Below are 15,825 nucleotides of genomic sequence, written 5' to 3' on the forward strand. Positions count from 1 at the left end.
TCCAAGTTAACACAGGGAAGCAAGAGCATAACAGTGCAACTTAAACTCAACAAAGCTGCCATTATTCACGCCAAGAGGGCGGCACGCAAATATCTAAACAATGAATTTCGCGATAAAGTATCACAGGCGAAGATCAGTGTTCAATTGTGTGCGCTAGCATTACTGTTTGCGATTATAGCATCCAGTGTGATTATTCTATTCCGTTTACTGCTAGTTTGGGCAGATATTTACAGCCATACCGATGCCACCAACTTAAATAATATCCTTATAGACTGGCGGACCTACCTGCCTTTAATTGGGGCGCTATTAATTTGGCTATTATCGCTATTGGGATCTAAGCGCTATCGACGTATGGGCATAGCTTATGTATTACATCGATTCAAAATGCATTACGGAAAAGTGCCACTTCAATCTGCAGCAGGGCAATTTTTTCAAGCATTAATTGCGCTAGTGACTAATTTCTCTGTAGGACGTGAAGGTCCGGCGATTCATTTAGGTGCTGTGAGTGCCAGTGTGATGGCGGAGAAATTTAAATTACCCGACAACAGTGTGCGTATCATGTGCGCTAGTGGTATTGCTGCTGGAATAGCCGCAACCTTTAACGCCCCCTTAGCTGCAGTGCTTTTTGTGTTTGAAGTCATTGTCAGAGAATATAAAATACATTACTTTTTCCCAATTATGTTGTCAGCCATTTGTGGCGCAGTATCAAGTCAACTTGTATTTGGTAATGTGCACGAATATGACCTCATTAACGTCATCCGCATTCCACTAGATCATTACCCTATTTTATTACTCGGCGGTCTAGGTCTAGGCTGCACCGCCGCACTATTTAATCACTCTTTGCTAAAAGTCACCGCCACGGGCCAGCATTGGCCATTAATATATCGGTTACTCCTTGCAGGAGCGATAACTACCCTAATTGGCATATTATTGCCTCAAGCACTCGGCTCAGGTGACTTAGCCATACACGAAGCCATTAGCGAGTCACCTAACTTATGGTTTTTAATCGCTTTATTATTAGGTAAAATGCTGGCAACAATTGCCGCTATAGGCTTAGGTGTGCCTGGAGGGTTAATTGGTCCCTTATACGGCATAGGCGCTTTAGTTGGCGCTATTTTAGCCTTAGTTAGCAGCGCGTTATTTCCATCTATTGCGCCCTATGTAGGTCTTTATACCGTGATAGGCATGACGGCAATGATGGGGGTGTGTTTAAGTGCCCCACTTGCGGCCTTAGTCGCATTACTTGAATTAACCAATGATGCCTCCATAATTTTACCCGCTATGTTTGTCACAATCCCTGCATTTTTAGTTGCTTATCAGGGCTTTAATACAAGTTCTATTTTTATCAAACAACTTGAAATAATGGGCTTAGATTATAAAGTCGCGCCGATGAACCAAGGGTTACAGAAAAAAGGTGTGCGAGTATTGATGAATCGGCGTTTCGTGGTGGTCAATGACGATGACGAATTATTACTGGAAGTATTGAAACGTGCTGAGGGTCGGCCTGTTCTCGTTCGTAACGCAGAGGGGCAAATTGAAATGCTGCGTTTAGAGATCCAATCATTTGAGGACGAAACCACCTTGTCTCGCCATCCAATGGTTGGATTACCTGACTCAGCTACACTCAATGAAGCTCATGAAGTGTTAGCAGCTAAACGCACTGGAGAAGTGTATATTTACCGTAATAATCCTAATAATGTCATTGGTGTAATCAGTTGGGCAAACTTACTGCAAGAAATACGCTCCGGACAAGAATAGAGAAAATACATGAAGATAATAAATAACAAAGTATTAGCATTAGTGTGCTTATTGAGCGTGTTTATAACGGCATATGCCACGATAATATCGACACCAGATACCAGCTCAAAAAACAATAAGCTGAACACTGAACTGTACATTGCATCAGTGGCTACAGAAATTAAAGCTAATGACAATGATCAAACCTCCTTAGACATTCAGGTTGCACCTTTAACTGAGTTTGCAGATAACTTACCAGACCAATTGCAGAATAGTTTTGCCTTAATCTCAGATAATCGCCCCATAATAAAACCTAAAAAAGTGCTGGTGCATTCTCTAGACAGTATCAAACATTTATTTGATTCCATTCACTACAACTCACATAGTTGGCAGCAAGGTAATCGCGAAGTTCCTCGTCTGACTTTTGAAACCGTCACTGAACAATGGCAGAAAAATGCCCATAACATTCCAGTTGATGAAAAGAAGATGATTTTCTTCCGCTTAATGGCGCCTCTTATTTTACTCAGTAATGAAAAAATGCTGTTAGAGCGGCGATATATTGAAATAAGCGCTAACGACAACGATAAAGTATTGCAGTTAGCACAAAAATATAAAGTTATCGATTCAACCGAATTAAAAAACACGACAACATTAACTGATGAACAAAAAACGACACTGCTAAATAGAGTTGATATTGTGCCGCCCTCATTAGTGTTAGCACAAGCTGCGGAAGAAAGCGGTTGGGCAACATCACGCTTTACCGTTGAAGGTAACGCATTCTTTGGCCAATGGGACTTTAGTGGTAACGGTATGATGCCTAAGCAGCAACGCACTGAATTAGGTCATTACGGTATCGCACGTTTTGACTCACCACTTGAGTCTGTTATTGGTTACTTAATCAATATCAACACCCATGATGCCTATCAAAAACTGCGTAATTTACGCGCAAATCTCAGGCTTAACAATGAGCCTATTACTGGTCTTGAACTTGCTGGTACATTAGATAAGTATTCTGAACGTGGCCAAGCTTATATTGATAGCCTGCGCAGCATGATTCGTTACAACCAATTAGAACAAGTCGATGAAGCCTATTTATCTGATGATAATCCCATTCATTTGATAACAGGTAATCTGTAAGCTAGTTTATCTGTACAAAATAGTCTGCTACAATTTCGCCTCAGCCCCCCTACACAACTTGGGTAGATTAACTGCTTCTAAAAGTCAGTAATTTACCCCCTAAATATTGGAAATCAGGCTGATGACTCAGTTCGAAGGTTCGCATATCCTCTCCGTAAACCAGTTAAATCTGGATTCAATTACCACTATTTTTGATGTCGCTAACAAAATGACCCCCTATGCTTTGCGCGAAAAACGCACAAAAGTATTGGAAGGTGCGATTCTCGGTAACTTATTTTTTGAACCTAGCACACGTACCCGTGTCAGTTTTGGTTGTGCCTTTAATTTATTAGGTGGACATGTACGAGAAACAACAGGAATGGCGTCTTCATCGTTATCTAAGGGCGAATCCTTATATGACACAGCTCGCGTGTTATCAACCTATTCTGATGTCATCGCCATGCGCCACCCCGATGCTTACTCAGTAAAAGAATTTGCCGAAGGTAGCCGAGTGCCTGTTATTAATGGCGGTGACGGCCCAAATGAGCATCCAACTCAGGCATTACTGGATTTATTTACCATCAAAAAAGAGCTCAGCCATTCAGGTATGGGGATTGATGGTATGCATATTGCGATGGTCGGTGATTTAAAATATGGCCGTACTGTGCATTCACTGTCACGTTTATTGTGCATGTATAAAGATATCCAATTCACATTAATATCACCCACTGAATTAGCAATGCCTGATTATGTGATCGCTGACATTGAAAATGCTGGCCATAAGATCAAAATAACCGAACAACTTGAAGGAAATTTACATCAAGCAGATATTCTGTATCTAACCCGAATTCAAGAAGAGCGCTTTCCGTCACAGGAAGAGGCGAATAAGTACCAGGGTAAATTCCGTTTAAACCACAATATTTACACCCAACACTGCAAGTCCAACACAGTGATCATGCATCCTTTGCCACGGGACTCTCGTGAACAGGCAAATGAACTCGACAATGATTTAAATAGTCATCCAAGCTTGGCAATTTTCCGTCAAGCTGATAATGGCTTATTGATCCGTATGGCACTGTTTGCATTGACCTTAGGTGTTGAAAACCAACTCGAAAAATATGAGTGCCCAGTAAACTGGTATTCACGTAAAGCTGATCGTTAATCAGCGGCATTAAATTAAGGATTACACATGACCCGTTCCGAAGCATTATTTGAACAGGCTAAAAAAACCATTCCAGGCGGCGTAAACTCGCCAGTTCGTGCATTTAACGGCGTGGGTGGTTCACCATTATTTATCGAAAAAGCCGACGGTGCTTATATTTATGATGCCGATGGTAAAAAATATATCGACTATGTAGGCTCATGGGGCCCAATGATTTTAGGACATAATCACCCTAAAATTCGTCAAGCGGTATTAGCTGCGGTTGAAAATGGTTTATCTTTTGGTGCACCAACAGAGCTTGAAGTCAAAATGGCTGAAAAAGTTATTTCTATGGTGCCATCAATGGAACAAGTGCGCATGGTGAGTTCAGGCACTGAAGCCACCATGAGCGCGATTCGTCTTGCACGTGGGTTTACTAACCGTGACAATATTTTAAAGTTTGAAGGCTGTTACCATGGTCATGCAGACTGTTTACTGGTTAAAGCGGGTTCAGGGGCATTAACCCTAGGACAGCCAAGCTCACCTGGTATTCCTGAAGACTTTGCCAAGCACACGTTAACAGCAACTTATAACGACCTTAACTCGGTACGTGAGTTGTTTGAACAACACCCAGAAAGCATCGCCTGTATCATTCTTGAGCCTGTTGCCGGCAACATGAACTGTATTCCACCCGTTGAAGGTTTCTTACAAGGCTTACGCGCTATTTGTGATGAATTCGGCGCATTACTGATTATTGATGAAGTCATGACTGGTTTCCGTGTATCTATGAGCGGTGCACAGGGTTATTACGGCGTAACACCAGACTTAACGACATTAGGTAAAGTGATTGGCGGCGGTATGCCTGTGGGCGCGTTTGGTGGCCGTAAAGATATCATGCAGTTTATCGCTCCTACGGGTCCTGTTTATCAAGCAGGTACTTTGTCGGGTAACCCAATTGCAATGACCGCAGGTCTTGCACAAATGGACGCGTTAAATGCTCCTGGCCTTTATGAAGAGTTAGCCGCGAAAACGAAACGCGTTGCAGAAGGATTTAAAGCCGCTGCAGATAAACATGGCGTTCCATTAAGCATTACTTATGTAGGTGGCATGTTTGGTTTCTTCTTCACCGATGACAAAGCGCCAATGACCTCATTTGCTCAAGTGACAAAATGCAACATGGAACATTTCCGCCATTTCTATCATGCCATGTTAGATGAAGGCATTTATTTAGCGCCAAGTGCCTATGAAGCAGGCTTTTTATCTATGGCACATGGTGATGCTGAAATTGAATACACTCTAGCCGCTGTCGATCGTATTTTTGCAGCAATGAAGTAAATCAACACCATCGTTTAAGCTGATTTTAGTTAGCAACATAATTGACATCAAAAATAGGATAAATAACTCAGTTGTTTATCCTATTTTTATTTGTGATAACAAATCTGTTTTTCTTTTCACTATAAAGATTCTTTATTCTCGACTTTGGTCGATTATTAATAAAATAACGGTGATCTCAGTTGCGAAATCCCCTGTTGTGTGATGTGATCGCCCCGCCAAACGGGAAGCTTAATTTAACCTTAAAAATAGAGGCTAAATTAGGTTAGCAAAAATTCATGGTAATGAGGTTAATTACCTACAACACAAAGTTGGAATTGCAGTCATGCTACACACTTTTCTTATATCACTTGCAGTGCTTGCGCTGTTAAGTATCGTGCTTGAAGAAGTTACTCATATTAATAAAGCCAAAACCACCTTATTTTTAGGCTGTATTTCTTGGATAACCTTATTTATTGCCGCTCAGACCCCTGAAAAAACGGCAATTATCTCGGCAGAATTAAATGAAAACTTATTAGAAATTGCCACTTTATGGCTCTTTTTAATGTCAACAATGACCTTTGTTGCCTATCTTAATGCCAAAGGCATGATCCAAATGATAGTGCAGAAAATCTTCCCGCAGCAGGTTTCTGTTCGAGTGTTGATGCTACAGGTGGGGTTTTTCTCGTTAATCCTTTCCACCTTTTGTGACAACGTTACCGCGACCTTAGTGTCATTAGGCTTATTGACCACTTTTAACTTAGACAGCCAAATGCGTCGTCGTATGGCGGTGTTAATTATATTTGCTGTTAACTCTGGTGGTGTGGCACTCATTACTGGCGATGTGACTACCTTGATGATCTTCCTCGCGGGTAAAGTCCATATTTCAGAGCTACTAGTACTGTTTATCCCTGCTTCTGTCAGTGTATTGCTATTGGCAGTATTATTCTCATTAAAAGCTGAAGGCTCGGTTAGCACAACACCAGTCACGCAGACTTACCAGACAACTGATATCGTTATTGGGTTAATCTTTTTAACCACTATCGTACTCACTATGGTGTTAAACGTATTGTTTGGTATTCCGCCGGTATTGACCTTCTTAGCAGGTTTATCTGTGATGTTTTTAGTGGGCCGCAACAGTAAATCTAAAGATGAGGAAGTACAGATTTTAGAATACATCCGTCAAGTCGAATTCGATACTTTACTATTCTTCCTCGGTATTTTATTACTGGTTGGCATGCTTAAAGAAATCGGCACATTACATTTATTGACTGAAGTCTACTCAATGTATGACCCAAGTATCTCTAACTTCTTTGCCGGTGTCGGTTCAGCTGTATTAGATAACGTACCGTTAACGGCTGCTTTATTAAAAGCGGACCCAATATTGACAACTGCACAGTGGCTAGGGTTAACCTATTCAGTGGGCGTAGGCGGATCGTTATTAGTGATAGGGTCAGCGGCGGGTATCATCGCGATGAGTAAAGTACAAGAACTGACTTTTGTCAGCTATTTGAAATACGTTCCTGCATTGCTACTTTGCTACTGCGTCGGATATTCACTGACGTTATTTTTAGCTAATCATCTACATGGCTAATCATGCCCTAAACAGTTAACTGAACTTGGCTTTAATCCAGTTCAATGACCATAAACAAGGCGCTTAATGCGCCTTGTTTATGGTGACATTACTGTCTATATAGCGGGCACTTTAAACTCTTGACCATTAATCTCTAAAATTATATCCCTTGGACGAATTTCAATAATGGTTAATTTTCCCTGGATCATATCGCCCTGTTGTAACTCTTTGCCATCAACATTTAACCAACGATTATTAGGGTCGCTTGAATACACATGGGCAACAATATTAAACTCAGGCACACTAAGTTGCACGCTGGCAGGCAGATCACCGTATTTCGGAATGCCTTGTGGTTTAGCTTGGGGAATAGGATCTAATTTTGCTGCAGTAACATCTTTGTTGGCTGATTGCTCATACTCAACATCTTTTAAGGCCGCTGCAAATGCATTTGCTAGATTACTGTCACGATTAACATCGAGATGACTCTTCGGTTGGCGAACAGATTTAAAGTCTACTTCATTGGCAGCCATATTGACTTGTAACTTCAGCGCTTCTAATTCTTTTAATCCGCGCTGATTAGCATTAGCCCCTAGAATAATCGGCTCTATCTCTGCAATATCATTGTTTTGCATCACATTAGATTGCTGATAAGCCTGTTGTAATTGTTGATCATATTGCTGACTAAGTTGTTGTAATTGAGTCAACGACAACTGCCCTTCATCCATATTAGTCGCTTGCTGGGCGCTATTATTAAATGAGTTAGTCGACGCTTGATACATCAAGCTAGGTTGTGAATCATTAATTGCAATTACTGCCGATAGCGGCTTAGCCCTTGGTAATGCCACCTTGCCCGCTAAACTAAATTCTTCACGAGTATTAGTCGCGGGTGTTCCTTCGACAGCTTGTGGAATAACAACTTGCGCAGCGGATTTTTGTTGAGCGGTGACAGGCAATATGGCAACGGGTTGAATATGCTCACTAGCGTGCTGAGGCTGCTTATGTGATGCGTCTAACAAAGTATCTAATGCCCATGCGCCCATAATTGCCGCAGACACGGCAACGCCGAGCAGTGTTAACTTCATTATCATTGGTCGCTTTGGTTTAACCAAAGGTAAAACCGGACGAGGGGTCATTATAGCGTCATGAACGCTCGTTGATTGGTGTTTCTGTTTACTTACAGCATCCAATAGTATCGACATTATCGGCGCTCCGCCGCTGTTAATCTTGGTCCTGTTTGACTCAGATATAAGTTAATTTGGACTAAGGTTTGATTGCCTGCTATACCATCGGCTTTTAACCCATGTAAACGCTGAAACGACATTAAGTGCTGCTCAAGCTGGCTATCAAATTGGTTGATTAACCGTGCAGGTCGCTGTTCGATCATCGCTAAGCTATTTTCTAGCCATTGCACTTGTGCTAGCGGTGAGCTTTGGCCAATTTCTCTGGGCATCGCCTGATCAAACTGCCACAGTATTTCAAACGTGCCACTAAAGTGGCGATCAAACCAATCCTTACCCACCCAAAACTGTTGCTCACCCAGTTGCAGTAAAATTTGCTCATATTGGCGTTCAACAATAACACCATAAAAAGGGGTGATTTTTGCATCTTGCAAATAAACGACCGCGGGGTAATTAAGGCGCATAATGCTATTCCAATTACCTTGCTGCTGGTAACACGTTAATCCCTGTTGCTGCGCAGCCTGGCATGGCGATAGCTCACTGATAGGCTGCATATCCCACAAACCAAATAATGCCGCAAAGGCCACATCAATATTCTGGCTTTGCATCATCGCTTGCTGCATCACTCGTTGATCCGCATTCAACGAACCAGTATTTGCGGGCATAACAGAAACCGCTACTTGGTTAAGGTCAATCTGTGGCTGTGGTGTTTGTACCTGCGGTATCGTTGAGGGTGGTAATTGAGCCAACGACTGCTGAACCTGGTGTTGAAGGCCAGGTGTTTCAGCCGCTGAGGTTGTAACCACTAGGGCAGCATTCACATCTTGGCGACTTTGATTAAAGAGATAAAAAGAACCTGCAAAAGTCATTAATGCCGCAGCAGCAATAACGCCATACCAAAGCTTATTATTGTTTTCTTCTATATCGCCTAAAACTTCCTTAGCCGCTTGATCAATCATTTTATGATCGATCGGGACTTTTGATTGGCCGTAACCCGCCATTAATGCTCGTTCACACAACAAGTTAGTTAAGCGTGGAATGCCACCGCTATAGTGATGTAATCTGCGAATCGATTTAGCGGTAAACAAGGGCTCATGTCGTCCCGCCACTTGCAAACGATGTTGAATATAGAGGGCTAATTCAGACGGGTCTAAGGGTAAAAGATGGTAGCGTGCGGTGATCCGCTGCGCCAGTTGACGTAGGTCTTGGCGCTTCAGTAACTGCTGCAATTCAGGCTGACCAATCAAAATCACCTGCAATAATTTTTTGGTATCGGTTTCAAGGTTAGTCAGTAACCTCAGCTGCTCTAATACTTCCGAACGTAAATGCTGTGCTTCATCAATAATCAGTACCGTATTGCGGCCATTTTTATGATTATTCAATAAATACTGGCTTAATAAATCGGTCAGCTTTTTAATACTCGGATTATCAGCATAGGTGATTCCCAGCTCGTCACACAAAGTCGCTAATAACTCTTGTTCAGTTAGAGAAGGATTAAGAATAAAAGCCGTATCGGTATTTTCAGGAATTTGCTGTAATAAACACCTTGATACCGTAGTTTTACCGGTACCAACCTCACCAGTTAACAACACAAAACCACCGGTTTCGCCTAAGCCATAAGTTAAGTGAACTAAAGCCTCTCGGTGACGATCACTTAAGAACATGTAATGCGGATTAGGAGCAATGGAAAATGGATTATCGTTTAACCCATAAAAAGCTTTATACATACTACTTAACACCCTTAACTAAAACTGACGGCTCAAGTTAATGCTTGCGAGGTAGCTTGTCAAAAGTTAGCCGCAAAAATCTAACTCTGGTAAGCTTTAACCCATCAATTAGCCAAATGTGATGTCAAATGAAGATCTTTTTAGTCGGTGGCGCTGTGCGCGATAAATTACTTGGCCTTGCCATCAAAGATAAAGACTTTGTGGTGGTTGGTAGTAATGTTGAGGAAATGCTGGCACAAGGTTATCAGCAAGTCGGTAAAGATTTTCCGGTTTTTTTGCATCCTAAAACCCAACAAGAATATGCCCTCGCCAGAACAGAACGCAAAACGGGTAGCGGTTATCAAGGCTTTAGTTGCTATGTGTCTAACGATGTCACATTAGAACAAGACTTACTTCGTCGAGATTTAACCATCAATGCAATTGCAGAAGATAAATCAGGCCAATTGTTTGATCCCTACGGCGGTATCAGTGATATTGAGCGAAAAGTACTACGCCATGTATCTGATGCTTTTATTGAAGACCCGCTAAGAGTATTGCGAGTAGCCCGGTTTGCTGCTCGTTTTCATCAACTAGGTTTTACTATCGCTCCAGAAACCCAAGCCTTAATGCAACACATTTCAGAATCCGGCGAGCTAACACATTTAACACCTGAACGTGTGTGGCAAGAAATAGATAAAGTCCTTAGCGGTGATAACCCAGAAATCTTTTTCAAAACATTACGTGACTGCGGCGCCCTAAAAGTCATTATGCCTGAAATTGATATTTTGTTTGGCATTCCACAACCAGAGAAATGGCACCCAGAAATTGATACTGGCATTCACACTTTAATGGTACTGGAACAAGCCAGTTTGCTGTCAACCGACAAAGCGGTTCGCTTTGCGGCATTAACCCATGATTTAGGTAAAGCAGTTAGCCCAAAAGAAACCTTACCCAAACATCATGGTCATGGCCAAAAAGGCGTACCCATTATCAAACGGCTCAGTAAACGGTTGCGTGTGCCAAATGAGTATTGCGATTTAGCTATGCTAGTCAGCGATCAGCATCAAAATATTCACAATGCAGCAGAGCTGCGCGCCGAAACCATTATTAACATATTCAATAAAGCCGACTTTTGGCGTAAGCCACATAGATTGGAACAACTTTTATTATGCAGCCATGCAGACATGCGTGGCAGAACCGGTTTTGAACATGCCGATTATCCTCAACAACACTACCTAACCGCATGTTTTAAAGTGGCCAGTAATATTGATGTGCAGCACATTATATCTGCAGGATTTACAGGCGCGGGAATTAAACAACAGTTACAACTTAAGCGGATTGAGCAAGTCAGCGAGTTTAAGCAAACTCAAACCTGATAAATCACGCTAAAATGTTTATAAAAAACAATAATAAAAAGAGGATAAAGCTGTTTTTATTCCAACGTTTTTAGGATAATCCACTCTTTATAATAACATTGCGATTGAAAAGACCTAATAAGCACCTAAATACTTGCAATTTTCATTTATTTAGCTATTTTAGTTAAACATTTTGCTTTTTGCCTATAGCATAAAAAAAAATGTGTGACATAATTACGCCGCTGCAAAGGCATAGGCTTTTGCGCTAAAACTACAACCTATATTTTAAAGGATTTACCCATGAACAAGAAAGTACTGATGATTGCTGCTGTTGCTATGACTGCTTTATTAGGTGGTTGTGCTAACACTACTGCTTTAGAAGAAAGCGTTGCAAACTTAGGTAACAAAGTTGATCAACTATCTGCAGAAGTTGGTTCTTTAAAGTCTGAGCAAAGCAAATTATCTGCTGATGTTAAAGGCGCTAAAGCTGCTTCTATGGACGCTCAAGCAGAAGCTAAACGTGCTAATGACCGTTTAGACAACATGGCTTCTTCTTACAAAAAGTAAGAATTGCTATACAGAATTAGCTTATATCCATAGGTTGATTATTAGGGCTTGAATCTAGTTCAACTGTTATACAGTTTGAATCTACTTCAAGCCTTAATTGTTTCTGCTGTTTACGCTTTTATACAAGTGAATTCGATACCGAGCCACTTAGATGTTAGAAAGCGTAGATGTTAGAAAGCGTAGATACTAGAAAACTTAGATGTTAGAAGATTGGGATAATAAGAGTCTTACATATTCATTGGGATTGTCTCGTTACAAACAACAGGCTTTATCAGCGATTGCCCTTCTATCTGTTGCGACCACTCAGACACGACTCCACTCACCTCATTCACAATACACTCGCCATTAACGACGAGCCATCATTTACCAACCAGCCCTTATTTAACCCGCAACTGGCAGAACAGTATTTACTTCTATCAATAGCTGAATATTATAAAAATTCCGTTACCGCCAGCCGGTAAACATGATTAACACCCTAGCTTTTTTTCAGCACTATCACTTCAAACTCACACTTTAAGCCACTGATTGGTGATGACTTAATTTGGTGACGAATTTCATCATTAGCGCGCCAAGCAAACAAAGAGCTATCTAATAAATTAACCGCCTGCTCACCTGTAACATCAATTTCAAAAGAAACTTGTTGCTGCGACTCAATACTCAAACGTTTAGGAATATTAAGTTGTGATGGCTTTTCGACTAAATCAGGATAAACATGTTGTTTAATTTGCCATAAATGTTGGTTGCTTGGTTGAACTAACACAATTCGACCCGCTTCTTTTAAGACTCTAAGGCATTCTTGACCTTTGATCGGCGCATCAAATAAGGTCACCACATCCATACTGTGATTGGTAAATGGTAGCACCTTGGTAGAACAAAAAATTAAACTTGCTGGAGTGTTAGCTTTAGACGCAGCAAACAACGCATTCTCCGCATCTGACACGCCCCAAACCGCCATCGGCTGGGTGATGCCCTCAGACATTAAATATTGATGTATTTGAGTTAAATAAAACCCATCACCGCATTGGTAATCCAGCCAATTGATCTCATGTTCAGCGGTTGCCGTTAACGCCAACATCTGTTGTTGCAACGTATCCACTAAAGGTTGAAAAACCCCGCTTTGTAATAAAAATTGGCGCGCACGCATTTGTTGGCGTGAAATAGAAGATTGAGGAGTTTTCGCTTTCACTTTTACTAATGGATAGTAGCCCTGCTCAAGGCGGTCAAAATGATGCTTAGCTTCGCAATAAAAGCCTTTAGAAGCTTCGTGTTGATGCAATGGTAGAGCGCAAGTCGGGCAAACTAAAGGTAAGGTCATCATATTTTAAATAAACTTTTAATGGGGAAGATAAAAACTAGCAATAAAAAACGGGTAAATCTACCCGTTTAGTGCATTATTCATTAGCACAATCTACTATAAGTACAATAAACCAAGCAGTATGCTACCTAATATGAGTCGGTAAATCACAAAGGGAGTCATACCAATTTGACTAATAAATTTTAAAAAGTAGTGAATACACACATAAGCAGCAAAAAAGGATACCACCAAGCCTAAACTTAGGGCTTGATAATCAATTGGTAACGGGCTTTGGGTAAGATCTTTAATGACTAAAATAGCTGCGCCACAGCTAACCGGTATCGACATTAAAAATGAAAAACGCGCCGCGGCTTCACGCGTCAAGCCTAACATTAGCGCCGCTGTCATAGTGGCACCTGAGCGAGATGTGCCGGTATTAATGCCATCGCTTGTGCAATACCAATTAACAACGCTTTTTTCCAACCCATTTGAAATTCATTCAATTGTGCCTTTGACATGCGATCCGCAACCCATAACAACAGGCCAAAAAAGATAGTCGTTATCGCAATAACAAATGTATTACGCAAATGTGTTTCGATAAAATCTTTTGCTAAAAAACCCACTATCACCGCAGGTATTGTAGCTAACACAATCCACCAGGATAATTTACTTTCCTGGGTTTGAGTTTTTGTCACTAAACTTTTAGTCCACGCCTTTGTCAGCGACACAATTTCAACACGAAAGTAAATAATAACGGCAAAGAGCGAACCGGTATTAACTGCCACATCAAAAGAGAGCCCTTGATCTTCCCACCCCAACAATTGAGCCGGCAGAATTAAATGTCCCGAACTTGATATAGGCAAAAATTCAGTTAACCCTTGAATTAACGCTAAAAATATAACTTGTAACGATTCCATATTTGTCCTTGTATAGATAACATCTTTGGTATTTTACTAATATTTACATCTACTTAAAAATTACAGAATCTTAAACATACAGGTGCTGAAATAATTACAGTATTAAACAGTCATCACTTGAACTAAGAGTCACGCTCAAGCGCTTGTATAACGTAATTGGTCTGGAAAAACAAAATCGACCGGCCAGAGCTGTTGCTGCTGTTTATTATATTGCTGCCAAAGTGTTTCATAAGACAGGCCTACTGTAGGATGTAAAACATTAGGCGCTAATTCAGCCAGCGGCCAAAGCACAAAAGCATTGAATAAAATTTCACCACGGGGCAACTCAACGGGCTCAGCCGTTATCTTGTCGTCATAAAGTAACAAATCAATGTCTAAACTCCGCGGGCTAAATTTTTTCTCACTTCGAATACGGCCATTGGTTTGCTCAATCATCTTAAAAACAGCCACAACCTCAGCAATAGACATTTCAGTCTCAGCACTGGCAACCATATTTAAAAAGTTAGTCCCTTTAAACCCTACCGACTCGCTTTCATACACTCGTGATAAAGATAATTGGCCAAAATGCTGTTGTAAATCTAACAGGCCAGCCTTAAGGTGTTGTTCAGGTTCAATATTCGTTCCTAAACTGATATAAATCTTTGCCATTAAGTTTACTCGTCCACGCTAGGTTAAAAAGTGATTCATCATGAGGTGAAGATTAAATGTGGCCACGTTCAATCACAACACCGACTGAATCAGCATGTGGCACTGCGCCAGGCTTCATCACCACAACCTTAACCCAAGGTACGTTAAACTCACTGAGTAAACACTGGGCAATCATCTCTGCAACGGTTTCAATCAGCTCAATAGGTTTTTCAATAATCAGCGCGGTTAAACGATTTGAAACGGTTTCATAACATAAGGCCTGTTGGTAATTGTCACTGGCCGCAGCTAAGCGATTATCCCAAGCCATATCTAAATCAATCAATAGGGTTTGATGGATCTTTTTTCCCATTCATAAATCCCTATCACAGTGTCAATTTTTAACTGCCGAATAAGTACTTTATCCATCTGAAGCTCCATAAAATAGCCTTGAGAGACCTTGTTCAAAATTAATTCCAAATAAACAGTGATATTCTCACCATCTGGTCTTTTGCCCGCACGCTTAAAGCAGTAGGATAAGCCAATACAAAAACAAAGGTAACGAATTTAATTCATACCACGGAAGCGTTTTTGATTTTTGCAAAATGATTTGCAATAGCGCATTAAAAAATTATGCGCGATAATACCCTAAGACGAGTAAGGAAACCAATTTGAACACCATAGCTTTGACCATTTTGATGATAATAATCGCTTATTTAGCAGGTTCTATCTCGAGTGCGATACTGGTTTGTAAAATGAGAGGTTTACCTGATCCAAGAGAACAAGGTTCTGGCAACCCAGGGGCCACCAATGTGTTACGCATTGGTGGCGCAAGTTCGGCAATATTAGTGTTATTTTTCGATATGCTTAAAGGTGCAATCCCATCTTATTTAAGTTATTTAATGGGATTAGATGCTGCCTCTTTAGGTTTTATTGCCGTAGCGGCATGCTTAGGTCATATCTATCCTGTCTTTTTTCAATTTAAAGGGGGCAAAGGTGTTGCCACCGCATTTGGTGCTATGGCCCCTATTGGTCATGATCTTGCTCTGTGTTTAGTTGCCACATGGATTGTATTGGTCATTATTACCCGTTATTCATCGGTATCGGCAATGGCTGCCGCTTTACTGGCACCGGTTTACACTTGGTTATTAGACGAGCGTTTTGTGCTCCCTGTGGCAATGTTATCAACACTGATATTAATTCGGCATAAAGATAATATTGAGCGGTTACGTATTGGTGAAGAAAGTAAGCTCACCCGTAAAAGAAGCAATAAAAAAGCTTAGCGGTTTTAAACACGCTAAGCTTT

At 41.0% G+C, this 15,825-nt stretch carries 12 protein-coding genes and 2 pseudogenes; 8 read left to right on the forward strand and 6 right to left on the reverse strand.

Annotated elements, in window-relative coordinates:
* Positions 1 to 33 precede the first annotated feature (33 nt).
* From L0B17_RS15590 to nhaD, 5 genes are all read left to right on the forward strand, one after another.
* Positions 34 to 1,758 carry a chloride channel protein gene (locus L0B17_RS15590; protein ID WP_235086060.1) on the forward strand — a complete coding sequence of 575 codons (1,725 nt, stop codon included), beginning with the start codon at positions 34 to 36 and terminating at the stop codon, positions 1,756 to 1,758.
* 9 nt (positions 1,759 to 1,767) lie between these two features.
* Complete coding sequence (locus L0B17_RS15595) at positions 1,768 to 2,874, forward strand: glucosaminidase domain-containing protein (RefSeq protein WP_235086062.1); 1,107 nt, start codon at positions 1,768 to 1,770, stop codon at positions 2,872 to 2,874.
* A 121-nt stretch (positions 2,875 to 2,995) separates the two neighbouring features.
* Positions 2,996 to 4,015 carry an aspartate carbamoyltransferase gene (locus L0B17_RS15600; protein WP_235086063.1) on the forward strand — a complete coding sequence of 340 codons (1,020 nt, stop codon included), beginning with the start codon at positions 2,996 to 2,998 and terminating at the stop codon, positions 4,013 to 4,015.
* Between the two features lie 27 nt (positions 4,016 to 4,042).
* Positions 4,043 to 5,329 (forward strand): glutamate-1-semialdehyde 2,1-aminomutase, encoded by a 1,287-nt coding sequence (gene hemL / locus L0B17_RS15605; protein WP_235086065.1) that lies wholly within the window; start codon positions 4,043 to 4,045, stop codon positions 5,327 to 5,329.
* Between the two features lie 322 nt (positions 5,330 to 5,651).
* Positions 5,652 to 6,899 (forward strand): sodium:proton antiporter NhaD, encoded by a 1,248-nt coding sequence (nhaD, locus tag L0B17_RS15610; RefSeq protein ID WP_235086067.1) that lies wholly within the window; start codon positions 5,652 to 5,654, stop codon positions 6,897 to 6,899.
* 95 nt (positions 6,900 to 6,994) lie between these two features.
* On the opposite strand, the gene L0B17_RS15615 is transcribed toward nhaD, so the two are convergent.
* Complete coding sequence (locus L0B17_RS15615) at positions 6,995 to 8,011, reverse strand: general secretion pathway protein GspB (protein WP_235086069.1); 1,017 nt, start codon at positions 8,009 to 8,011, stop codon at positions 6,995 to 6,997.
* Positions 8,012 to 8,076: 65 nt separating this feature from the next.
* The gene (locus L0B17_RS15620) at positions 8,077 to 9,783 is read right to left on the reverse strand and encodes an ExeA family protein (protein ID WP_235086070.1); all 1,707 of its coding nucleotides are present in this window, start codon (positions 9,781 to 9,783) and stop codon (positions 8,077 to 8,079) included.
* Between the two features lie 128 nt (positions 9,784 to 9,911).
* Between L0B17_RS15620 and L0B17_RS15625 the strand changes: the two genes are divergently transcribed.
* Positions 9,912 to 11,138: a multifunctional CCA addition/repair protein gene (locus L0B17_RS15625; protein WP_235086072.1), complete on the forward strand. Its 1,227-nt coding sequence runs from the start codon at positions 9,912 to 9,914 to the stop codon at positions 11,136 to 11,138.
* 279 nt (positions 11,139 to 11,417) lie between these two features.
* Complete coding sequence (locus L0B17_RS15630; RefSeq protein ID WP_235086074.1) at positions 11,418 to 11,684, forward strand: Lpp/OprI family alanine-zipper lipoprotein; 267 nt, start codon at positions 11,418 to 11,420, stop codon at positions 11,682 to 11,684.
* Positions 11,685 to 12,159: 475 nt separating this feature from the next.
* Here L0B17_RS15630 and L0B17_RS15635 read toward each other — a convergent pair whose 3' ends face one another.
* The 4 genes and pseudogenes from L0B17_RS15635 to folB all read right to left on the reverse strand — a co-directional run bounded on the left by L0B17_RS15635 (position 12,160) and on the right by folB (position 14,948).
* Positions 12,160 to 13,002 carry a putative RNA methyltransferase gene (locus L0B17_RS15635; protein ID WP_235086075.1) on the reverse strand — a complete coding sequence of 281 codons (843 nt, stop codon included), beginning with the start codon at positions 13,000 to 13,002 and terminating at the stop codon, positions 12,160 to 12,162.
* A gap of 93 nt (positions 13,003 to 13,095) precedes the next feature.
* Positions 13,096 to 13,895, reverse strand: a pseudogene (locus tag L0B17_RS15640) (undecaprenyl-diphosphate phosphatase).
* Between the two features lie 135 nt (positions 13,896 to 14,030).
* Positions 14,031 to 14,543 (reverse strand): 2-amino-4-hydroxy-6-hydroxymethyldihydropteridine diphosphokinase, encoded by a 513-nt coding sequence (gene folK / locus L0B17_RS15645; protein ID WP_235086077.1) that lies wholly within the window; start codon positions 14,541 to 14,543, stop codon positions 14,031 to 14,033.
* Positions 14,544 to 14,595: 52 nt separating this feature from the next.
* A pseudogene (gene folB / locus L0B17_RS15650) lies at positions 14,596 to 14,948 on the reverse strand (dihydroneopterin aldolase).
* Positions 14,949 to 15,217: 269 nt separating this feature from the next.
* Between folB and plsY the strand changes: the two are divergent.
* A complete protein-coding gene (gene plsY / locus L0B17_RS15655) occupies positions 15,218 to 15,802 on the forward strand; it encodes a glycerol-3-phosphate 1-O-acyltransferase PlsY (RefSeq protein ID WP_443019958.1) in 585 nt (194 codons plus the stop codon).
* Positions 15,803 to 15,825 lie beyond the last annotated feature (23 nt).

The sequence above is a fragment of the Shewanella sp. OMA3-2 genome (assembly GCF_021513195.1).
Taxonomy (GTDB): Bacteria; Pseudomonadota; Gammaproteobacteria; order Enterobacterales; family Shewanellaceae; genus Shewanella.

Bases quoted from the DNA above. Each gene is read 5' to 3' on its own strand.
- L0B17_RS15595 (WP_235086062.1), top strand. From the start codon at position 1,768: ATGAAGATAATAAATAACAAAGTATTAGCATTAGTGTGCTTATTGAGC.
- L0B17_RS15600 (WP_235086063.1), top strand. From the start codon at position 2,996: ATGACTCAGTTCGAAGGTTCGCATATCCTCTCCGTAAACCAGTTAAAT.
- hemL (WP_235086065.1), top strand. From the start codon at position 4,043: ATGACCCGTTCCGAAGCATTATTTGAACAGGCTAAAAAAACCATTCCA.
- nhaD (WP_235086067.1), top strand. From the start codon at position 5,652: ATGCTACACACTTTTCTTATATCACTTGCAGTGCTTGCGCTGTTAAGT.
- L0B17_RS15615 (WP_235086069.1), bottom strand. From the start codon at position 8,011: ATGACCCCTCGTCCGGTTTTACCTTTGGTTAAACCAAAGCGACCAATG.
- L0B17_RS15620 (WP_235086070.1), bottom strand. From the start codon at position 9,783: ATGTATAAAGCTTTTTATGGGTTAAACGATAATCCATTTTCCATTGCT.
- L0B17_RS15625 (WP_235086072.1), top strand. From the start codon at position 9,912: ATGAAGATCTTTTTAGTCGGTGGCGCTGTGCGCGATAAATTACTTGGC.
- L0B17_RS15630 (WP_235086074.1), top strand. From the start codon at position 11,418: ATGAACAAGAAAGTACTGATGATTGCTGCTGTTGCTATGACTGCTTTA.
- L0B17_RS15635 (WP_235086075.1), bottom strand. From the start codon at position 13,002: ATGATGACCTTACCTTTAGTTTGCCCGACTTGCGCTCTACCATTGCAT.
- folK (WP_235086077.1), bottom strand. From the start codon at position 14,543: ATGGCAAAGATTTATATCAGTTTAGGAACGAATATTGAACCTGAACAA.
- plsY (WP_443019958.1), top strand. From the start codon at position 15,218: ATGATAATAATCGCTTATTTAGCAGGTTCTATCTCGAGTGCGATACTG.